The 16318-nt window shown below is 41.2% G+C and carries 16 protein-coding genes; 1 reads left to right on the forward strand and 15 read right to left on the reverse strand.

The annotated features are described in order from the left end of the window. Positions 1–25: 25 nt before the first annotated feature. The 10 genes from ACRPI0_RS12925 to ACRPI0_RS12970 all read right to left on the reverse strand — a co-directional run bounded on the left by ACRPI0_RS12925 (position 26) and on the right by ACRPI0_RS12970 (position 10243). Entirely contained in the window at positions 26–808 is a 783-nt protein-coding gene (locus tag ACRPI0_RS12925) for an ABC transporter ATP-binding protein (protein WP_432353091.1), read from the reverse strand. Positions 809–828: 20 nt separating this feature from the next. Beyond that, positions 829–1671 (reverse strand): alpha/beta hydrolase, encoded by an 843-nt coding sequence (locus tag ACRPI0_RS12930; RefSeq protein WP_432353093.1) that lies wholly within the window; start codon positions 1669–1671, stop codon positions 829–831. A gap of 31 nt (positions 1672–1702) precedes the next feature. Then, on the reverse strand, positions 1703–2734 hold the full coding sequence (locus ACRPI0_RS12935) for a FecCD family ABC transporter permease (RefSeq protein WP_432353094.1): 1032 nt from the start codon (positions 2732–2734) through the stop codon (positions 1703–1705). Then, on the reverse strand, positions 2727–3734 hold the full coding sequence (locus ACRPI0_RS12940; RefSeq protein ID WP_432353095.1) for a FecCD family ABC transporter permease: 1008 nt from the start codon (positions 3732–3734) through the stop codon (positions 2727–2729). The genes ACRPI0_RS12935 and ACRPI0_RS12940 overlap by 8 nt, the downstream gene beginning before the upstream one ends. Before the next feature lie 16 nt (positions 3735–3750). Beyond that, complete coding sequence (locus tag ACRPI0_RS12945; RefSeq protein WP_432355960.1) at positions 3751–4767, reverse strand: ABC transporter substrate-binding protein; 1017 nt, start codon at positions 4765–4767, stop codon at positions 3751–3753. 244 nt (positions 4768–5011) lie between these two features. Beyond that, the gene (locus tag ACRPI0_RS12950; RefSeq protein WP_432353096.1) at positions 5012–6373 is read right to left on the reverse strand and encodes a dihydrolipoyl dehydrogenase family protein; all 1362 of its coding nucleotides are present in this window, start codon (positions 6371–6373) and stop codon (positions 5012–5014) included. Between the two features lie 264 nt (positions 6374–6637). Next, on the reverse strand, positions 6638–8026 hold the full coding sequence (locus ACRPI0_RS12955) for a DHA2 family efflux MFS transporter permease subunit (protein WP_432353097.1): 1389 nt from the start codon (positions 8024–8026) through the stop codon (positions 6638–6640). A gap of 5 nt (positions 8027–8031) precedes the next feature. After that, a complete protein-coding gene (locus ACRPI0_RS12960; RefSeq protein ID WP_432353099.1) occupies positions 8032–8592 on the reverse strand; it encodes a TetR/AcrR family transcriptional regulator in 561 nt (186 codons plus the stop codon). 162 nt (positions 8593–8754) lie between these two features. Next, positions 8755–9297, reverse strand: a complete 543-nt coding sequence (locus ACRPI0_RS12965) for an NADPH-dependent FMN reductase (protein WP_432353101.1) — start codon at positions 9295–9297, stop codon at positions 8755–8757. A gap of 94 nt (positions 9298–9391) precedes the next feature. Continuing rightward, on the reverse strand, positions 9392–10243 hold the full coding sequence (locus tag ACRPI0_RS12970; RefSeq protein ID WP_432355961.1) for a VOC family protein: 852 nt from the start codon (positions 10241–10243) through the stop codon (positions 9392–9394). A 197-nt stretch (positions 10244–10440) separates the two neighbouring features. Between ACRPI0_RS12970 and ACRPI0_RS12975 the strand changes: the two genes are divergently transcribed. Continuing rightward, on the forward strand, positions 10441–10779 hold the full coding sequence (locus ACRPI0_RS12975) for a winged helix-turn-helix transcriptional regulator (RefSeq protein WP_432353103.1): 339 nt from the start codon (positions 10441–10443) through the stop codon (positions 10777–10779). A 747-nt stretch (positions 10780–11526) separates the two neighbouring features. Here ACRPI0_RS12975 and ACRPI0_RS12980 read toward each other — a convergent pair. From ACRPI0_RS12980 to ACRPI0_RS13000, 5 genes are all read right to left on the reverse strand, one after another. Continuing rightward, a complete protein-coding gene (locus tag ACRPI0_RS12980) occupies positions 11527–11751 on the reverse strand; it encodes a hypothetical protein (RefSeq protein ID WP_432353104.1) in 225 nt (74 codons plus the stop codon). A gap of 164 nt (positions 11752–11915) precedes the next feature. Beyond that, complete coding sequence (locus tag ACRPI0_RS12985; protein WP_432353105.1) at positions 11916–12776, reverse strand: hypothetical protein; 861 nt, start codon at positions 12774–12776, stop codon at positions 11916–11918. A 137-nt stretch (positions 12777–12913) separates the two neighbouring features. Next, positions 12914–13654: a class I SAM-dependent methyltransferase gene (locus ACRPI0_RS12990; protein ID WP_432353106.1), complete on the reverse strand. Its 741-nt coding sequence runs from the start codon at positions 13652–13654 to the stop codon at positions 12914–12916. 142 nt (positions 13655–13796) lie between these two features. Continuing rightward, positions 13797–14591 carry a YqhG family protein gene (locus tag ACRPI0_RS12995; protein WP_432353107.1) on the reverse strand — a complete coding sequence of 265 codons (795 nt, stop codon included), beginning with the start codon at positions 14589–14591 and terminating at the stop codon, positions 13797–13799. 12 nt (positions 14592–14603) lie between these two features. Then, positions 14604–16124, reverse strand: a complete 1521-nt coding sequence (locus ACRPI0_RS13000; protein ID WP_432353108.1) for a DEAD/DEAH box helicase — start codon at positions 16122–16124, stop codon at positions 14604–14606. Positions 16125–16318 lie beyond the last annotated feature (194 nt).

A 16318-nucleotide genomic window follows, 5' to 3' on the forward strand; every position in this document is an offset into this window, starting at 1 on the left:
AGCAATGAATTCAGATAAGTGATACTTAACAAAGCTGATACGATAAACAGATAGGGTTCTCACTGAAAGGACATTTCACTATACTTGCATCAATATTAAACACTTGCTGTAAATTCAAGCACGTCATCACATCTTTAGGAGGGCCTTCTGTTATAAGCTCTCCGCCTTTCATCGCAATCATATAATCAGAAAACCTAGATGCGTGATTAAGATCATGCAGAACCATGATAATTGTTCGCCCTTCATCCTCATTGAGGCGCTTTAGGAGAAGCAATATATCCAGCTGATGTGCCATATCTAAATACGTCGTGGGTTCATCTAGCACTAAGATTTCGGTTTCTTGAGCAAGTGCCATGGCAATCCATACTCTCTGTCGTTGACCGCCAGATAATGCCTCAATTGGCCGATCTTTAAATTCATGTAATCCTGTTACTTCTATGGCACGATCGATTGCTGCGTAATCTTCTTTTTTGAGAGAACCTAATCTCTTTTGATGTGGAAAGCGGCCATATGAAACAAGCTCATAGACTTTTAATCCACCTGGAGCAGTTGCCGTTTGCGGAAGAATTGCCATCTTTTTCGCAACTTCTTTTGTATCCAGTCTATGGATCGCATTTCCATCTAAATACACTGCACCGCTCTTCATTTTCAGAATTCTAGCGATAGCTTTCAGTAACGTTGATTTCCCACAACCATTAGGACCTATTATCGTCGTTATCATATTTTTAGGGATGGATAGGCTTAATTCCTCAATAATAAGTGCATTGGAATAACCAATAGCTGCACGATCCACGATTAATTCTTGCATCCCTCATCGTCCCTTCGTCTTTATCTCTGCGTCTGTCTAGTTGGAATTTCTGAGTGCTGGTAAACGCCATTACTGAAACGTATTGCTCTGCTCATAATTGTCGGCACCACAGAACCATGATTTTCATCCGGTGCGATATAAAACGCGGTCTGAAGATCTTCAGCTTTTTTCGAATCCATGTTGGAAACTAATATTTTTGCATCGTTCACCATGAATCCTTCCTCTGCCCCCACAGCAATGAAAAGATTTTTTGGTGTGTCGAAAGTTATATTTTCATAGAATTTTTTTTCATACTCAAGGATTTCGTGATCATTCCACCAAATTGAAGGGCTGCAGGCTAAGAAATTCGTAAATAATTGTGAGCGAGTAAATAAGGCAAAGAGTACAAACAGACCGCCAAGTGAATGACCAAATAAGGTTTGACACCTAGAATCCACTGTATATCTTCGTGATATTTCCGGCATCAGTTCTTGTTCCATAAAGTCTAGCAGCTTTTCTGCACCGCCATGCGGTCCTAAATCGACAGCATGCTCTTTCAACCGATCAGGGTAGCTATACTGATCTGCAAAAGGTGTGAAATCATAAAATCTTTGTTTAGAAACTTCTTTTTCGGTTCCATGATGTCCAATTCCCACGACAATAGCAGGAGCAACAAAGGTCTTTGGTGAATTTCTAGACTGTAATCGCACAACGTCCCTCCCGTATTGGAAGTGTGAGTTCCCATCCAGCATATAAATTATCGGGAACCCCTCTTCTGGAGGTTCTGCACTTGGAATCGATACCTTAATATCAAATACGTACTCCATAACCATTGAATCTAGCTTCCAATATTCAGTGTGGTCTAATGTCACTTTTTCAGTCATCTGTAAGCCCTCTTTTCTATTATTAAAACTTTTATACTTTCAGTTTCACAAGCAAATATAAAAAGTAAGGAATTCCGATAATGGAGACAACAATCCCGACGGATAATTCAGAAGGAGCAAATACTGTTTTCGCAATGTAATCTGAAAAAATAAGTAAAAACATGCCAATGACTGCGCTCATCGGCATCACATATTTGTGCTGTATGCCTACAAGCTGTTTTGCAATATGAGGAGCCATTAAGCCTATGAACCCGATACCGCCTGAAACGGAGACACAAGCACTGACTAGGCCGATGCTGCTTAACAATAGAATCGACTTTTCTTTCTCCACTTTAATTCCCAAGCTTTTCGCGCTTGACTCTTCCAATTGGAAGTAATCTAATAATGGACTTTTTCTATAAATGATCGTCCCTAATATGAGTATCCATGGCAACATCGAAGCGACAAATGTCCAATTGGCATTGTAAATGCTTCCCGCAATCCAAACAGCTGCCATTTCATAGTCTTGTGAATTCATCTTAAGAGAAAGATAAAGCGACAACGCACCAAATCCACTGCTAATAGCGATTCCGGATAGAATTAGCCGCTGCATATCCAGTACGCCATTGCGCCAAGAGAACAAATAGATTAGCGCTGCGGCGAGCACACCTCCTACAAATCCAAAAATCGGCATCATCAGGATGGAAGTAAAACTGGATTGTGTAGAAGTAATTGATGACATCTGGAAAAAGTACATAAAGAGTACGATTGAAGCACCCGCGCCGGCATTGATGCCCAATATTCCAGGATCTGCAAGGCCATTTTTGGTAACCCCTTGAATCACAGTCCCTGCAATTCCGAGACCAATTCCCACTAACCCAGCGATGACAATCCGGGGTAGGCGAAATTGAAAAATGACTAAGTCAAATTTCTCGTTAGGATTTATGCGTAATATTGTCTTGCAAACATCCCAAACAGACATGTCAAAAATACCGTTTGTAACATGGAGATAGAAAGCACCGAATGTCAGCAGGATAAAGATGGACATCATGAGAGCAAAACGGGAGAAGACCTTTTTAGTCACGCTGTTCTCCTCCTCTCGTGCGAATTAAGTAAAGGAAGACCGGAACGCCAATAATTGCGGTGACGACACCGACTGGCGTTTCAAAAGGAAAATTGATATACCGGCTAAACACGTCACACAACGCTAAAAAGACAGCTCCTATGACGGCCGCACAGGGAATGACATAACGATAATCCACACCAACAATGAATCTTGTCATATGAGGAATAATTAAGCCGATGAATCCAATCTTCCCGACTAATGCAACTGCTGTTCCGGTTAATATCACAACAGACAGCATGCTAATTATTTTCACCATTTTTGTCCGCTGCCCTAAATTGACAGCTATCTCTTCACCAAGAGAGGCAATTGTTACTGACTTAGCTACACTAATTGCTAATAGCAAGCCTACTAAACCAAAAGGAATGGCCATTAGGAGCAAGCTTGGATCTACTTTATGTATTTTGGAGTTGTACCAAAAACTAAGACTTTGCGACACTTGATAGCGCATAGCAATTGCAGCAGCCACACTGCTTAGAAATGAACCAATAACTGTACCGATAATTGCTAATCGAACTGGCGATAAGCCATCGCGTATGAGCATGCCAAAACCAAATACAATACTAGCTCCAACGGCAGAACCCAGCATAGACAGTAGAATCATTTGGTAGTTTGATAACCCGGGGAAAAATACGATTGCGATAGTTATAGCAAATGTCGATCCGTCATTTACACCCATAATGGATGGGGAGGCAAGATAGTTTCGGGTGATCCCTTGCATGATTGCTCCCGAAACCGCTAAAAATGCCCCTACAAATAAAGCAGCGATTACGCGTGGTAATCGCGATGTCATGATAATGTTGTGGTCTACATTATCTGCATCAAATTGCGTAATCGCTTGCCATATCGTGAGTGCAGTTATATCTTTTACGCCATATAAAACGGATAAGACAATGGCTAGTACTATGAATAGTGGGGATACACTTAAAATACTAATTGCTATCCAATTTGTCTTTTTCATTTTACATGATCACACCTTACTCACTTACTAGATTTTCAATTGCAGCATCTAAGAATCTGACTTTAGACCATGCAGTTCCACCCTGTGCAAGAGGAGCGATCGTATTCACAAATACGTGATTTTCTTTTGCAGCGGTAATACTCTTAAAGATAGGATTTGCGAGTAAATCGTCCTTCGCAGTTAAATTTTCTGCGTTCTCACTATCTTCAAACTGCAAGAAGATATAATCTGGATTGATATCTGCCAACGCTTCAAGTGACAATTCACCTTGGCCATCTGTACTAGATACAATTTCAGGCACTGGCAATCCTAGGTCTGTGTAAAGTACAGAATTTAAATAGGTTTCATCCGAATATACAGCAACACTGCCTTGGCGAATACGTAACACTAAAACAGTCTTATCTTTCATTGAATCTCCAATTTTCTCTTTTGCCTCTGCAGCTTTAGCATTGTAATCTGCAATAATTTCATCCGCTTTGGATTCCTTACCAGTAAGTTTTCCTAGCAGTTCCAAGTTTTCTTCCCAGTTCTCAGATAAGTGAGAGTACGGAATCATCGTTTGAATTTTATTCATAGCTGCAACTACATCTTCACTATGTTTCGACGAGCCTAGAATGACATCGGGATCTAGAGCTAAGATTGCTTCGTTGTTTGGTGCGAATTTGTCACCAACGAGTGAAGCCCCTTCAAGATCACTTGCCAAGTATTCAGGGATTGCGTCACCTACTGCTAGTACACCAACCGGCTTTACTCCAAGAATTGCTGCGTCTTCCATTGATTCCAGGCTTGCTGCAACAATATTATCTACTTTAGCAGGCAATACATAGTCTTCACCTAAATATGTTATCGTTTGTTCCGTTGCATTCTCATCTGTTGTATCTTCCTTTTCAGTATCCTTTGCTTCAGTTTTCACTTCCGCAGCATTTGTTTTTTCTGTATCTCCTGACGATGCAGTATCATCATTCTTAGTGCAAGCACTCAAACTCAGCGCTAATAGTGCACTCACAGCCATTAACCAATACTTTTTGTTTATCAAAATCTTTCTCTCCCTACGTATGATATTCAACTGAAATTAGTTTATTGATAACGATTATCATTATCAATTAAAATATATCAGAGGTTATCAGACAATACAAGCTAAATTTTCAAAAAACATTCAGGGCGCATTTTTTAATGAAGACAAACAAAAAACCATCTGTTTGGAGTATTGAACTCCAACGGATGGTCTTCTCTGTTTTATTTCACTGTTAGCTCTACTCTTTTTCACTACTCCTGATTTACTTGACTTCATCCAACATGGAACCAATGTCTGACGCTGATGACGGATAGGCAAAAATCGTCTTCTGCATTTCTTCGAACGTCAACTCAAGCCGTATGGCTGTGGAGAAATGATTAATAAGATCATCCGCATTGTCGCTTAGGATATGTGCACCTACGACAGTTCCTTTTTTCTGATCTGTGATGAGCTTGAATGCAGCAGCTTGTTCGTTTGTCCGTCTGAATGTAAACCAATCCGTGATTTCCTGATACGTCACTATTGTCTCTATGTTAGACTCTTTCGCTTCATCTTCCGTCATGCCAACGGAACCGATTTTCGGGACAGTGAACGCAACTGATGGTACGACTGGATAGTCAATTGATGTATTGTTGCCATGCAATAAGTTTTGAATGACAGTATCAGCATCCCTTGAAGTGATCGGAGTTAGCGGTGGCGCCGATGTTTCTGCAACGTCTCCTGCAGCATATACATTCGGGTTGCTGACGCTTTGTAAGTATTTGTTGACTTGAACGCCACCTCTTTCACCAAGAGTCACGTTTCCTTTTTCAGGATTGACGTCTAGTGCTGGAGCACGGCCCAATCCATGAACGACTAAATCAGCTGTAAAGGTTTGCTTCGCATCATCTTTACTACCTGTTACAGTGAATGTGTTCCCATTCTTTTCAACTGATTCAACACGCGTATTGACATGAATCTTAACGCCGACTTGTTCTGATCGTTTTACGAGCAGATCGACTAGTTCAGGATCAAATTGTTCTAGAGGACGTTCTCCTCCATGAATGATTTCCACTTCTGCACCTGCACGTGCTGCAAGATGTGCGAATTCCATTGAAATATAACCACCACCTGCAAAGATGATCTTCTTCGGCAGTTCTTCAAGGTCGAGGAAATCATCGCTATGAATCATCAAGTCCTCACCTTCGAGCCCTAGTTGGACAGGTTGGGCTCCTGTTGCGAGAACGATTTTCTTACCAGTCAGTAGGTGCTCACCTACTCTAATTTGTGTTACAGATTCGAATGTAGCGTCTCCATGGTAACAGTCGATTCCGAGTCCCTTTAATTTCTCCTCGGTCTTCTCAGGCACAGGTTCTGTGAATGTCTTCTTGAATGCCATCAGGTCTTTCCAGTCAATATGTGCATCACCTGCAAGTCCTTTTCCATTCATACGCTCTTTCCAATCCATCCATTCTGCTGCGCCCACGAGTACCTTTTTAGGGTCACACCCACGTTGAGGACATGTACCACCAAATGTGCGTCTATCAATAATGGCCACAGTCCAGCCTTCTTTTTTACAAGCTTGCGCAATACTTGAGCCTGCTGTTCCAGTACCGATCACAATCAAATCATAGTTATTTTTCAAAATGGGTTTCCTCCTATTCGTTCCATTTGTAACCATTTGCTGTTCAGGCTACTAACCCATCTTAAACAGAGGGATGATATCCACCTTCAACCAAATAGTTAACTGTACACAAGTCATTGATACTACTTAATTTACCCAAGTTTAAGTGTCCTAACCTTTTTTATTTATCAGTCTATGAAAGATGATGGACGCAATAAAAACTGATTCCGCCTAATTAGCAGACTCAGCTTTTATCAACTATCCAATTAGGTCGCCATGCAAGTATTATTGTGTTTTCTTCAAAAAGAGAGACAGCACAACATTAACGACAGCCAGTACTAAGCTGAACGTGAATACCACAGAAGTACCTGCTGCTGTAGCTGCCATTATTGTTGCGCCTTCTGCCACGGCTATTCCTTGTTTAGCAGTAAGGATTGAAATCATTATAGCAATTCCGACAGCTCCCGATACTTGTTGTGATGTCTGGGTAACAGCAATGCCATCTGGATAGAGCCGTTTCGGCAATGCATTCAGCGTATTCGTCTGAACTGCCCCTATGGTCATTCCTACGCCAAGCATCATCACTATATGTGTAACAACCATCATCCATAAGGTTGTTTCAGTTCCATATTGTGAATAGAGGGCATATCCCACTACAACAAGAAGAGTTCCTGGTGTAATGATTGCACGCGGACCAAACCGATCAAATAAGCGTCCAATCGGCGGAGCAAGAATGCAATTCAGCAGGCTACCTGGTAGCAAGACCAGTCCAGTTGCAAAAGCTGAAACGATGAGTGCCACTTGCATGTACATCGGTAAAATAACGAGCATGGAAAGCATGCTGAAGAACGTAATACTATTCATTGTGAATCCCAACACAAATTGGGGATGTTTGAAAACACGTAAGTTAAGCATAGGTGACTCAAGCTTCGTCTGTCGAACAACGAATAAGAAGAGCGCAACGAGTCCGAGGACGATTGTTCCGATTACCGGTGTACTTCCCCATCCGTAGTCACCGCTACTACTAAATCCATACACCAGTCCTCCAAAACCAAGCGTAGACAGTATGACCGATAGACCGTCAATTCGGGTGTTCCTAACTTCATTTAAATTCGGGATGAATATGTATCCGAATAATAAAGAGAACAGCAAGACTGGTAACGTAACCCCGAAAATCCAATGCCAAGATAGCGTGTCTAAAATTAGCCCTGCAAGCGTTGGACCAAGTGTCGGTCCAGCAAGAATCACTAGGCCCATAATTCCCATAGCGCTCCCACGTTCGTTCGGTGCATAAATCGTGAAAATCACATTTTGTGTTAGCGGTAAAACGATTGCGAGGCCTGCTGCTTGAATAACACGTGCGATGATCAGCACACTGAATACAGGCGCCATTGCCGCAGTAATTGTACCTATAATCGACAAAGTCAATGATGCGATGAACAGTTGACGTGTCGTGAACTTTTGCATTAGATTCCCTGTAATCGGAACAAGAATTCCGAGGGTTAAGAAATAGCCTGTAGCAAGCCATTGAATTGCTGTCGTACTTACTTGGAAAATGTTGCTGAGCTCGCCTAACGCAATATTTAAGGCAGTCTCACTGAACAATCCAACAAAACCCGCAGTGAACAATGCCAACATGATAAATCCTCTTTTAATCTCTCGTTCCTTCATCATACTTATTAAAACTCCTTCATCAATTGAGGTATGACGTTAGATATCGTTTGTAAAGGGATAGAAGAGTTTTGTGCCCGACACAAGAGCAGCCCGCCTTCTATGGATGCTGTCAAGAACAAAGATACTGATGACGCCCGTTCAATTGAAAAACCGTCTTCAAGTAATTTCGCATGGAAAATAGACTGGATTTTTTCATATAGTGCTCTGCAAGCATCACGAGCAGGTTGGCTAAGAAGAGACATCTCACTAACGATACTGCTGAACGTATATCCCGCAATCGTTCCGTCCCTATCCAAATCCTTAATCATCTCGCCAATGACAGCACGGGCAGCAGCTTCTGTAGAAGTAGCACAGTTAAATAGCAATTCGATATCTCTCGTGAGTGTCTGGTTAAGTGATTGTAAACACGCAATGAGCAATTCTTCCTTACCTGCAGGAAAATGGTGATAGAGTGCCCCCTTCGTAATTCCACATGCTTTTAGCAATTCGTTAAGCCCCACAGCTTTGTATCCTCTCTGCTGAAAAAGCTTTGTCGCTGTTTCAATCATCCTCGTTTTTGTATCCATAATTCTCTTCCTCCCTTCTGCATACCAACCGGTCTGTTTTACTATAGCAGAACTTTCAACAATGATGTAAGTGTTTTTTTACAAAGATGAACACAAAAAAACTCTGAGCCAAATGCTCAGAGCCAACCTACACCATTTTTTCTATTCCAGACACACTCTCTCTTATCTAAGTGTTTTTAACGCGCCGCTCCAAGCAACAACTTGGTCGAGCATCATATCCACATTATCCAGATGTAAATCTTGTGGCTTCAATACCGATCCGTTTTCAAAATCAGTAAAGAGAGAAAGCGTGGGATGGGTGCGCACATCTGCAATCATGAGTTCTCCCATTATACCTCGTAAATGTTCTGCTGCCCGAGCCCCACCGGTTGAACCATAACTCACAATCCCAGCGGCTTTGTTATTCCATGCTTCACGAGCAAAATCCAATGCATTTTTAAGCGCTCCTGAAATACTGTGATTGTATTCCGCGACAACAAATACAAAACCATCCAAGCTAGCAAGCTTGTCATTCCAAGCCGTGATTCCCGGCTCAGTCCCGTCAGTTGTTCCTAGGAATGGCAATTGGAATTCAGCGATATCGACGATTTCATAACTGGCATCTCCCCGTTTGTCTGCAATTCCTTTCACCCATTCCCCTACTTGTGGACTAACTCGACCTTCACGTGTACTCCCTAAAATAATACCGATATTCATTGTATTCATTTTTTCTTCCTCCTTTGTTTGTTTAGTAAATACTCTTGTAAAAAAACTCATTTAATTGACACCAACCTATTTTTTCTTTTTTAAGCCAATCTTCTTATACTTCTAATTGAATTCGATTTCCTGAAGGATCGAATGTGACGTAGTGATGATCTTCTTCTATAACGCTTCCGCCAATTCGCTGAATATTTCCGATGACTTGCAAACGGATATCTTCATCAGGTAGAACGAGTGTGAAAAATTGGAGGCCAACACTATTATGAGTAGGTCGCGGAGCTCCTTTTCCATTCCAGATGTTGACTCCTATGTGATGGTGGTACTTTCCAGATGATAGAAACAATGCCTGCCCACCAAAACGATTTACGACATCGAGTCCTAACCCCTTCACATAGAACTCTTCCGTTTTTTCCAATTCAGAAACGTGTAAATGGATATGCCCCATAACTGTTCCCTCCGGCATTCCTTGCCATGCCAACTCTGGATTAGAAATCGCTAACAGATTTTCAATTTCAAGTGGATCGACGGTCATCCTCACTTCTTCATCTTGCCAAATCCATTCAGAAGGATATCGGTCGACATAGATCTCAATCCCGTTTCCATCTACGTCATTGAGGTACACTGCTTCACTGACCTGGTGATCCGAAGATCCTAGTGGAATACCTTGTTTGGATAAATGGATGACGAGATTCGCCAAATCCACTCTCTCCGGTAGTAGAAGTGCCAAATGATACAACCCTGTAGTTCTACCTTGCTTCGGAATAGCATTTTCCGGTTGCTCCAATGACAAAATGCTAGTCTTCCCATCTGTTGTAAGCTTCACGGACGAACTAGTTTGCACTAGGATATCGAAACCAAGTATGTCTTGGTAGAAAGAAACAGCTCGTTTCAAGTTTTCCACTTTAATTTGGACGTGACCTACAAATGACGTTGGTTTCGTATGGAAATTCATCATAACCCCCCTATCTTTTTATTAAAATGATTCATTAGCTATAAACACAACCAGTGTGATTTCATTCTCCTTTTATAAGTTAATTACTTTATGTAACCTACTATAATGCAGTAACTAGATGACGTCAAGTACTTTTGTTTTATAATGTAACTCAAGTGCCATCCATGGTATACTTAGTGGAAAGAGGTGTATATCGCATGAAACAATCAACGATTTGTCCAAAATTCGAAAAAGCCATCACACTCCTTAGTCAAAGGTGGACGGGGTTGGTAATATATCAGCTATTATTGGGGACTCAGCGGTTTAGCGAGATTCAGTCGGCTGTTGGAATTAGCGGCAAAGTCTTATCCGATCGTTTGAAGGATTTGGAAACCCAAGGAGTAGTTAAACGGGAAGTTTTCCCTGAAACTCCTGTAATCATTGAATACTCCTTAACCGAAAAAGGACATTCCTTGGAACCTGTCCTAAAAGAAATCGAAAACTGGTCGCAACTTTGGGTATCATCAGAAGATGAAGGATCCTTCGAGCTTAACTAAAACTGACAAAGGGGGCTTACTATATGGACAGCTCTCTTTTTTTATGGAGAAAACACTTAACAATCAGCTAGATTTCAACTAACAGACTCCACGATTCATCATCACGTATGATTTAATTTATTACTCCATTCCCTTACTTCTTTTCAAGCCATATATTCTTCTGTTTGAAAAATGGTATTTAGTGTTTCGCACTATACAGCCTGTCGCAAAAAAAGAACTGGGATTGCATTAGATAATTGCAATCTCAGTTCTTCTATGATTTACAGCGATCTTTTTCTATATCGGCGTTTTTGTTCCTTGAATATCTACTGTTCAGGTGTCTCTTCAGAATATAATCATTTCTTACTGTTGATCTGCAACAATTGCACCCGATTATGACAACCCAAATGCCAAGCTACCTCTAAAACTCCTGCAATCATTAGGGAAAACCAAGCCATTGAAAAGAAGATCAGATGCAAGCTTGTTACTTCTAGTTTAGTTCCTACCTGTTTCAAGTGTTATTTTGCACCCAAAATTGATTACAGCCACGAGAATGTACCACTAATGCCATAGTTTTTACAAGCGATTGTCACGGATTTTACCATTCGTTTCCAATGAGTCTATCAGTGGTGTAACGTCAAGAATGTGAAAGTATAAAATGTCAAGGATTTTGTAAGATATAAGCCTAACCCCACGTATCTTGAACGTGGAATTAGGCTTATGATCTTACACAAACGCACCCGTTTAAAGCACAGTTACTATCATGTTTTATGAACAACAGCTCTGAGCTTTATTTAAATCCTTTTCTTGAATATAGATAATTCCATCGTTTACTTCGTATTTAATTCTATTTCCCTCTAATCTCTCAACAGCTAAATCACTATATTCGCCCCATTCAACGCCATCATTTATAGACTCTTTGTCGTCTTTACAGGCTTGTAAAAGTGATATAGCTAAAATCAAAACACCAAGTTTTAATATTATTCCTCTCATATCATCTCCACCTCACTTCTACAAAAACCTGGCACGTTTGCTGAATTTAGTAATTCACATATCAATTAAATAGCATCTAACTTTCCAACAAATTGTCGGTCTTTATTCAACATGAAAACCTCTAATTTTAATTTTTCAAACCTAAGTTCAATGCCACGTCAAGACTATTGGTTGTTGAAAAACTCATTAAATGGCTCTGGATTCAACTTATCCATATCCAATTCCAGCTCATACCACTTCTTCGTAGCCTCATCCATCTGGCCTACTGTCAATGGGATATTTTCCTTTTGGATCTGTTCCTTCACTCTCTGGGACTGTTGTAAATTATATGTTGAAAGATCTGTTCGTTTAAAAGAAATCCGATTTCCATTGGTTTGCTTGAATTCAAACATCCAAGCAAATATCGGTTCCCTTGAATATTTGTTAGCCACTCTTTTCAGGACATATGGGGTGATCTCTACACTTTCCACCGATGACCAATCCACAGTCTGTTGTTTCCCCCACCAGGTAGACACAATAATACCCTCTGTCTCATGAATCGCTTGATAATCATTCCAAGTGATATATAGAAATGTAGCAGTCAGGACAAACATACCTAGTATGAATCCGGTTAACTGTTTTCCTCCGTGAGTCAGACCAAACAGGACTTTAGGAATAATGGAAAGAACCAATACAATTAGTAATAGAGTTCCTATTAGACCTACTGTGGAAGAAGAGGTTGGCTGAAACCATAGATAGCCTTCGCGTGCAAAGGTTTCGTTTTTCAGCTTCGCATATTCTTCGAAGACTAGGAAAATGGAAGGTATTAAAAGTGCAACTTGCACAAAAACCACAGTGAAATTCAACAAACTTTGTTTAGTTAATGCATGACCGATTCGAAGCCATTGCCCAGCCATGAATACTGGTAAAGCGATCAAAGTGAATATGAATAAATAGACAATTCCCTCCGTAAAAAGAAGACCTGTACAAGTAATTCCCAATATAATTCCGCAAGCTATGAGGAAAATCCCTAACCCCTTTTTCAACAACTCACTCCACCCCTTTCAAACATTCCCTACTTCACTTACGAATTCTCTCTTTCGAAAGTTTCACATTCCTTATGATAATTACTTCTTTACCCAACAAAAAAGAGTGCCCTCACGGCACCCTTTTCGTTGTCTGTTTATCCGATTTTCTTCACCTTCACGCGATACGACAAACACTTATACAACGCGACACATTCATGATACCGCCATTCCTCAAAATCCATCCCGCCTCCTGGAAAAATGCCGACGATTCTCAAACTCGCCTGTTCACATAGATCACTTATTTCGTCTAGCGAATAACAGCGTAGAGACTGCGTGACTTTTTCCTCGGGATGATCAGCATGCCACCAACTATCGAGCATGCGATGAGTATGTTCATCATAGCGATACACACGGCGGGCATCATCCACCGTCATCTCTTGACCATCCACCTGCTGCCAGTAACGGGGTTGATAGATGTCGATCAATGCACAGCCATCCTCTTTCATCCAATCTCGAATCCGATTTAAAAGTCGAAGCTGATCCTCGTCTGAGCCAATCCCGAAACCATCAAAGTAACTCACGACGTCGAAGGTTTCAGTCAGCTCAAATGTATAGAAATCTCCGCAATGACTCTTCACCCGTCCATTCGAATGTTCTCTAGCGAATGTAACCAACTCCGGCACTAGCTCAAGTGTCGTCATCTCAACTCCTGATTCCGCTAACTTCTTCGCCACATCGCCACGACCTGCACCAATATCCAACATCTTATTAAATGGCCTTCCCACTTGTTCTTTCACAATACTTGCTAACTCGTTATATGCATCGTTCATATCCAATTCCTGATTCATCCACTCGAATTGCTTCCGGTAGAAGGGTTTTACCCATGATTGTGTCATTCAGATTCCTCCTGTAGTTTTTTTCGTTTACAGAAAAGAATTCAAGTACAATAGCGTCATGGTCAACCCTCCCTTTACTAGTTAAGGATGAGTATACAGTATTTTCTAATTAAATTCCATTTCGCGTTGCGTTTTACCGAAATCATAGTAACGACGTCTGCAAATAAAACAAGCCGCCATTGATGATTTCAATTCGGATTGTCGTTTCATATTGTTCCTCAATCGCTTTTTTCTCCATATGATAACTTTCAGGTACATCCTCCACACCCGTGTAAAAGTAATCCAATACTCGCAAATCGCGAACTTCTCGCTGTTTCGCTTCTTCCATCCATGTATGATCATCTTGCTTTACCACATTGTCCATCACGTCTTCCAATCGTTCTAGTGCCCGGATGGGGGAGATGATATAGGGCAAGTAGAATGTATTCGGAGCGACAGACGGCTCCAATTCCAATTTACGGACAGATTCTTGAAAGCCATCGATCACTGCGCCATTCATCAAATTCATACCGATTGAGTACAGCATTTCTTTTGTGCGATCACTTGAATACGTAATTTTATAATTCACACCGAGCCACGGGGTTAACGTTACTTGTGCGTTCTGATTGAATTCAGGCTTCTCATAGAGCTGGACAAAGGCTCCTTGTTCTTTCGTCACTTGAAACAACTGATGGAGTCGTGGTGAACCGAAGTGAATCCGTTCTCCTGGCATTGGCGCTCCGAACTTAGTAGGATTCGTAACAAAAGTCAATTGAGCAGGATTTGCCTCAACGCCGCCACTTTCTACATAGCTCCAGTAAAATGGACGGTTCATAATGCGTTTGTCCATATCTATTGTTAATTGGACAGTCAAATGATCTTGGCTTTTCTCAAGAATCCTACAGCTGTTTTCCAGGAAAAACTGGTGAATGTACTGATGAATTGCCTGCTCTCGCATAGACACCCTCCCCTACGATATGGACCGCTTCCCGTCCGTCAAAATATGATCTAATTCTCCGACCACTTTTTCAAAGACACCAATCTTCTTTTGGAGTAACTCCACCATTTTGTCTTCAATGGTCTCTTGTATTGCTAAGTTATAAATATGCACATCCTGAGTCTGGCCCAGTCGATGCACGCGACCGATTCGTTGCTCGAGTTTCATCGGATTCCATGGTAAATCATAATTGATGACATGGTGGCAAAACTGCAGGTTGATTCCTTCACTTCCAGATTCAGTGGCAATCAATACTTGGGCATCGCCTTGGAAAAGCTGTTTCATCCACTCACGTTTGTTTTTGCTGAATTTGCCGTTGAACAGGACACTCGTGATTCCTTTCGAGTGGAGAAATGCTTGTAAATAGGCTTGAGTCGCACGGTATTCAGTAAATATAATGACTTTGTCATTCGCTTTCTGGATAATTTCAACTGCTTTCCTTGCTTTTGTGTGCGTTTCTAGCTTTGTTAGCTTCAAGAGGATTTCTTCCATTTCACCGCGTACTAAAGCAGAGGTGCAGGTTTGATGCAATTTCTCCAGCGTAATCACCGCGGCAAGTTGGCTACTACACATTTCACGCTGAAGAGTAAGAAGCGTAAAGGAATCGGTTACGGGCAACTTTGAAATTAGCGAATAGACTTCGCGTTCCTGTTCCGTAAACTCGAGCGGAACAATTTGTACAAGACGATTTGTCCATTCAATCCCCGTCTCGTTCCGGATGTTACGGACCATCACCTGTTGGATCAATTCCTTTAAAAACTCATCCTCTTCGACATGGTGCTTACTCGCTGAAAACACACTTTGAAACGTCTCTAAGTTTCCTAAGTGACCCGGTTTTAGTATAGAGATCAAGTTAAACAGTTCAAATACATCATTCTGAATCGGCGTAGCTGTGAGTAATAGGCAGAACTTTTTCTTCAGTTGCTGCACAAACTCATAGTTTTTCGTTTTAGGATTCTTGAGTTTATGGGCTTCATCAATAATGATTAAATCGAATTCCTGTTCATAGATCATCTCTTTATGAGGACTCCGTTTCGCCATATCGATACTTGTTACAACGATCGGACAGTGATCTAGATTGTATTTTTTATTGTATGCAATCGCTGGTATATGAAACTTCTGATTCAACTCGTCAATCCATTGATTCGTCAAAGAAGCTGGTGCAAGAATAAGCGCCTTTTTCACAAGTCCACGGATTAGGTATTCTTTTAACACAAGCCCCGCTTCAATCGTTTTTCCCAGTCCAACTTCATCAGCTAAAATGGCTTTTCCATTCATGCGCTCAATAACCGTCTCGGCAGCCTCTAATTGATGCGCGTATGGCGTGAGATTCGGCAGATGCTTTGGAGATTGGAGACCATGGAATTCGGGAATTAGCTTCGTTCGTTCCATGTCGTAACACATCTGATAGAGTGTCCAGTTATCCCACTCTTTGCGATTCTCAAGGCGTTCTAAAAATCCTTCTTTCCATTCTGATGAGCGCTCAATTCGCATATCGATCCCCTCTATTCAAAACTGTCTTTTTAGTTAGCATGCCCCCGCCTTATAGTTTTTATGCTCATCATTTTCTATAATTCTCTTATGAAACAGCATAATAACAACTAGGATGCCAAGAATTAAAAATAGTGGTACTATAGGAAAGTTCATAAGTAGAAATGCTTGCGGGTACATGAGAAATTGGAGGTATA

It is taken from the genome of Sporosarcina sp. A2 (genome assembly GCF_050858885.1).
Classification (GTDB): domain Bacteria; phylum Bacillota; class Bacilli; order Bacillales_A; family Planococcaceae; genus Sporosarcina.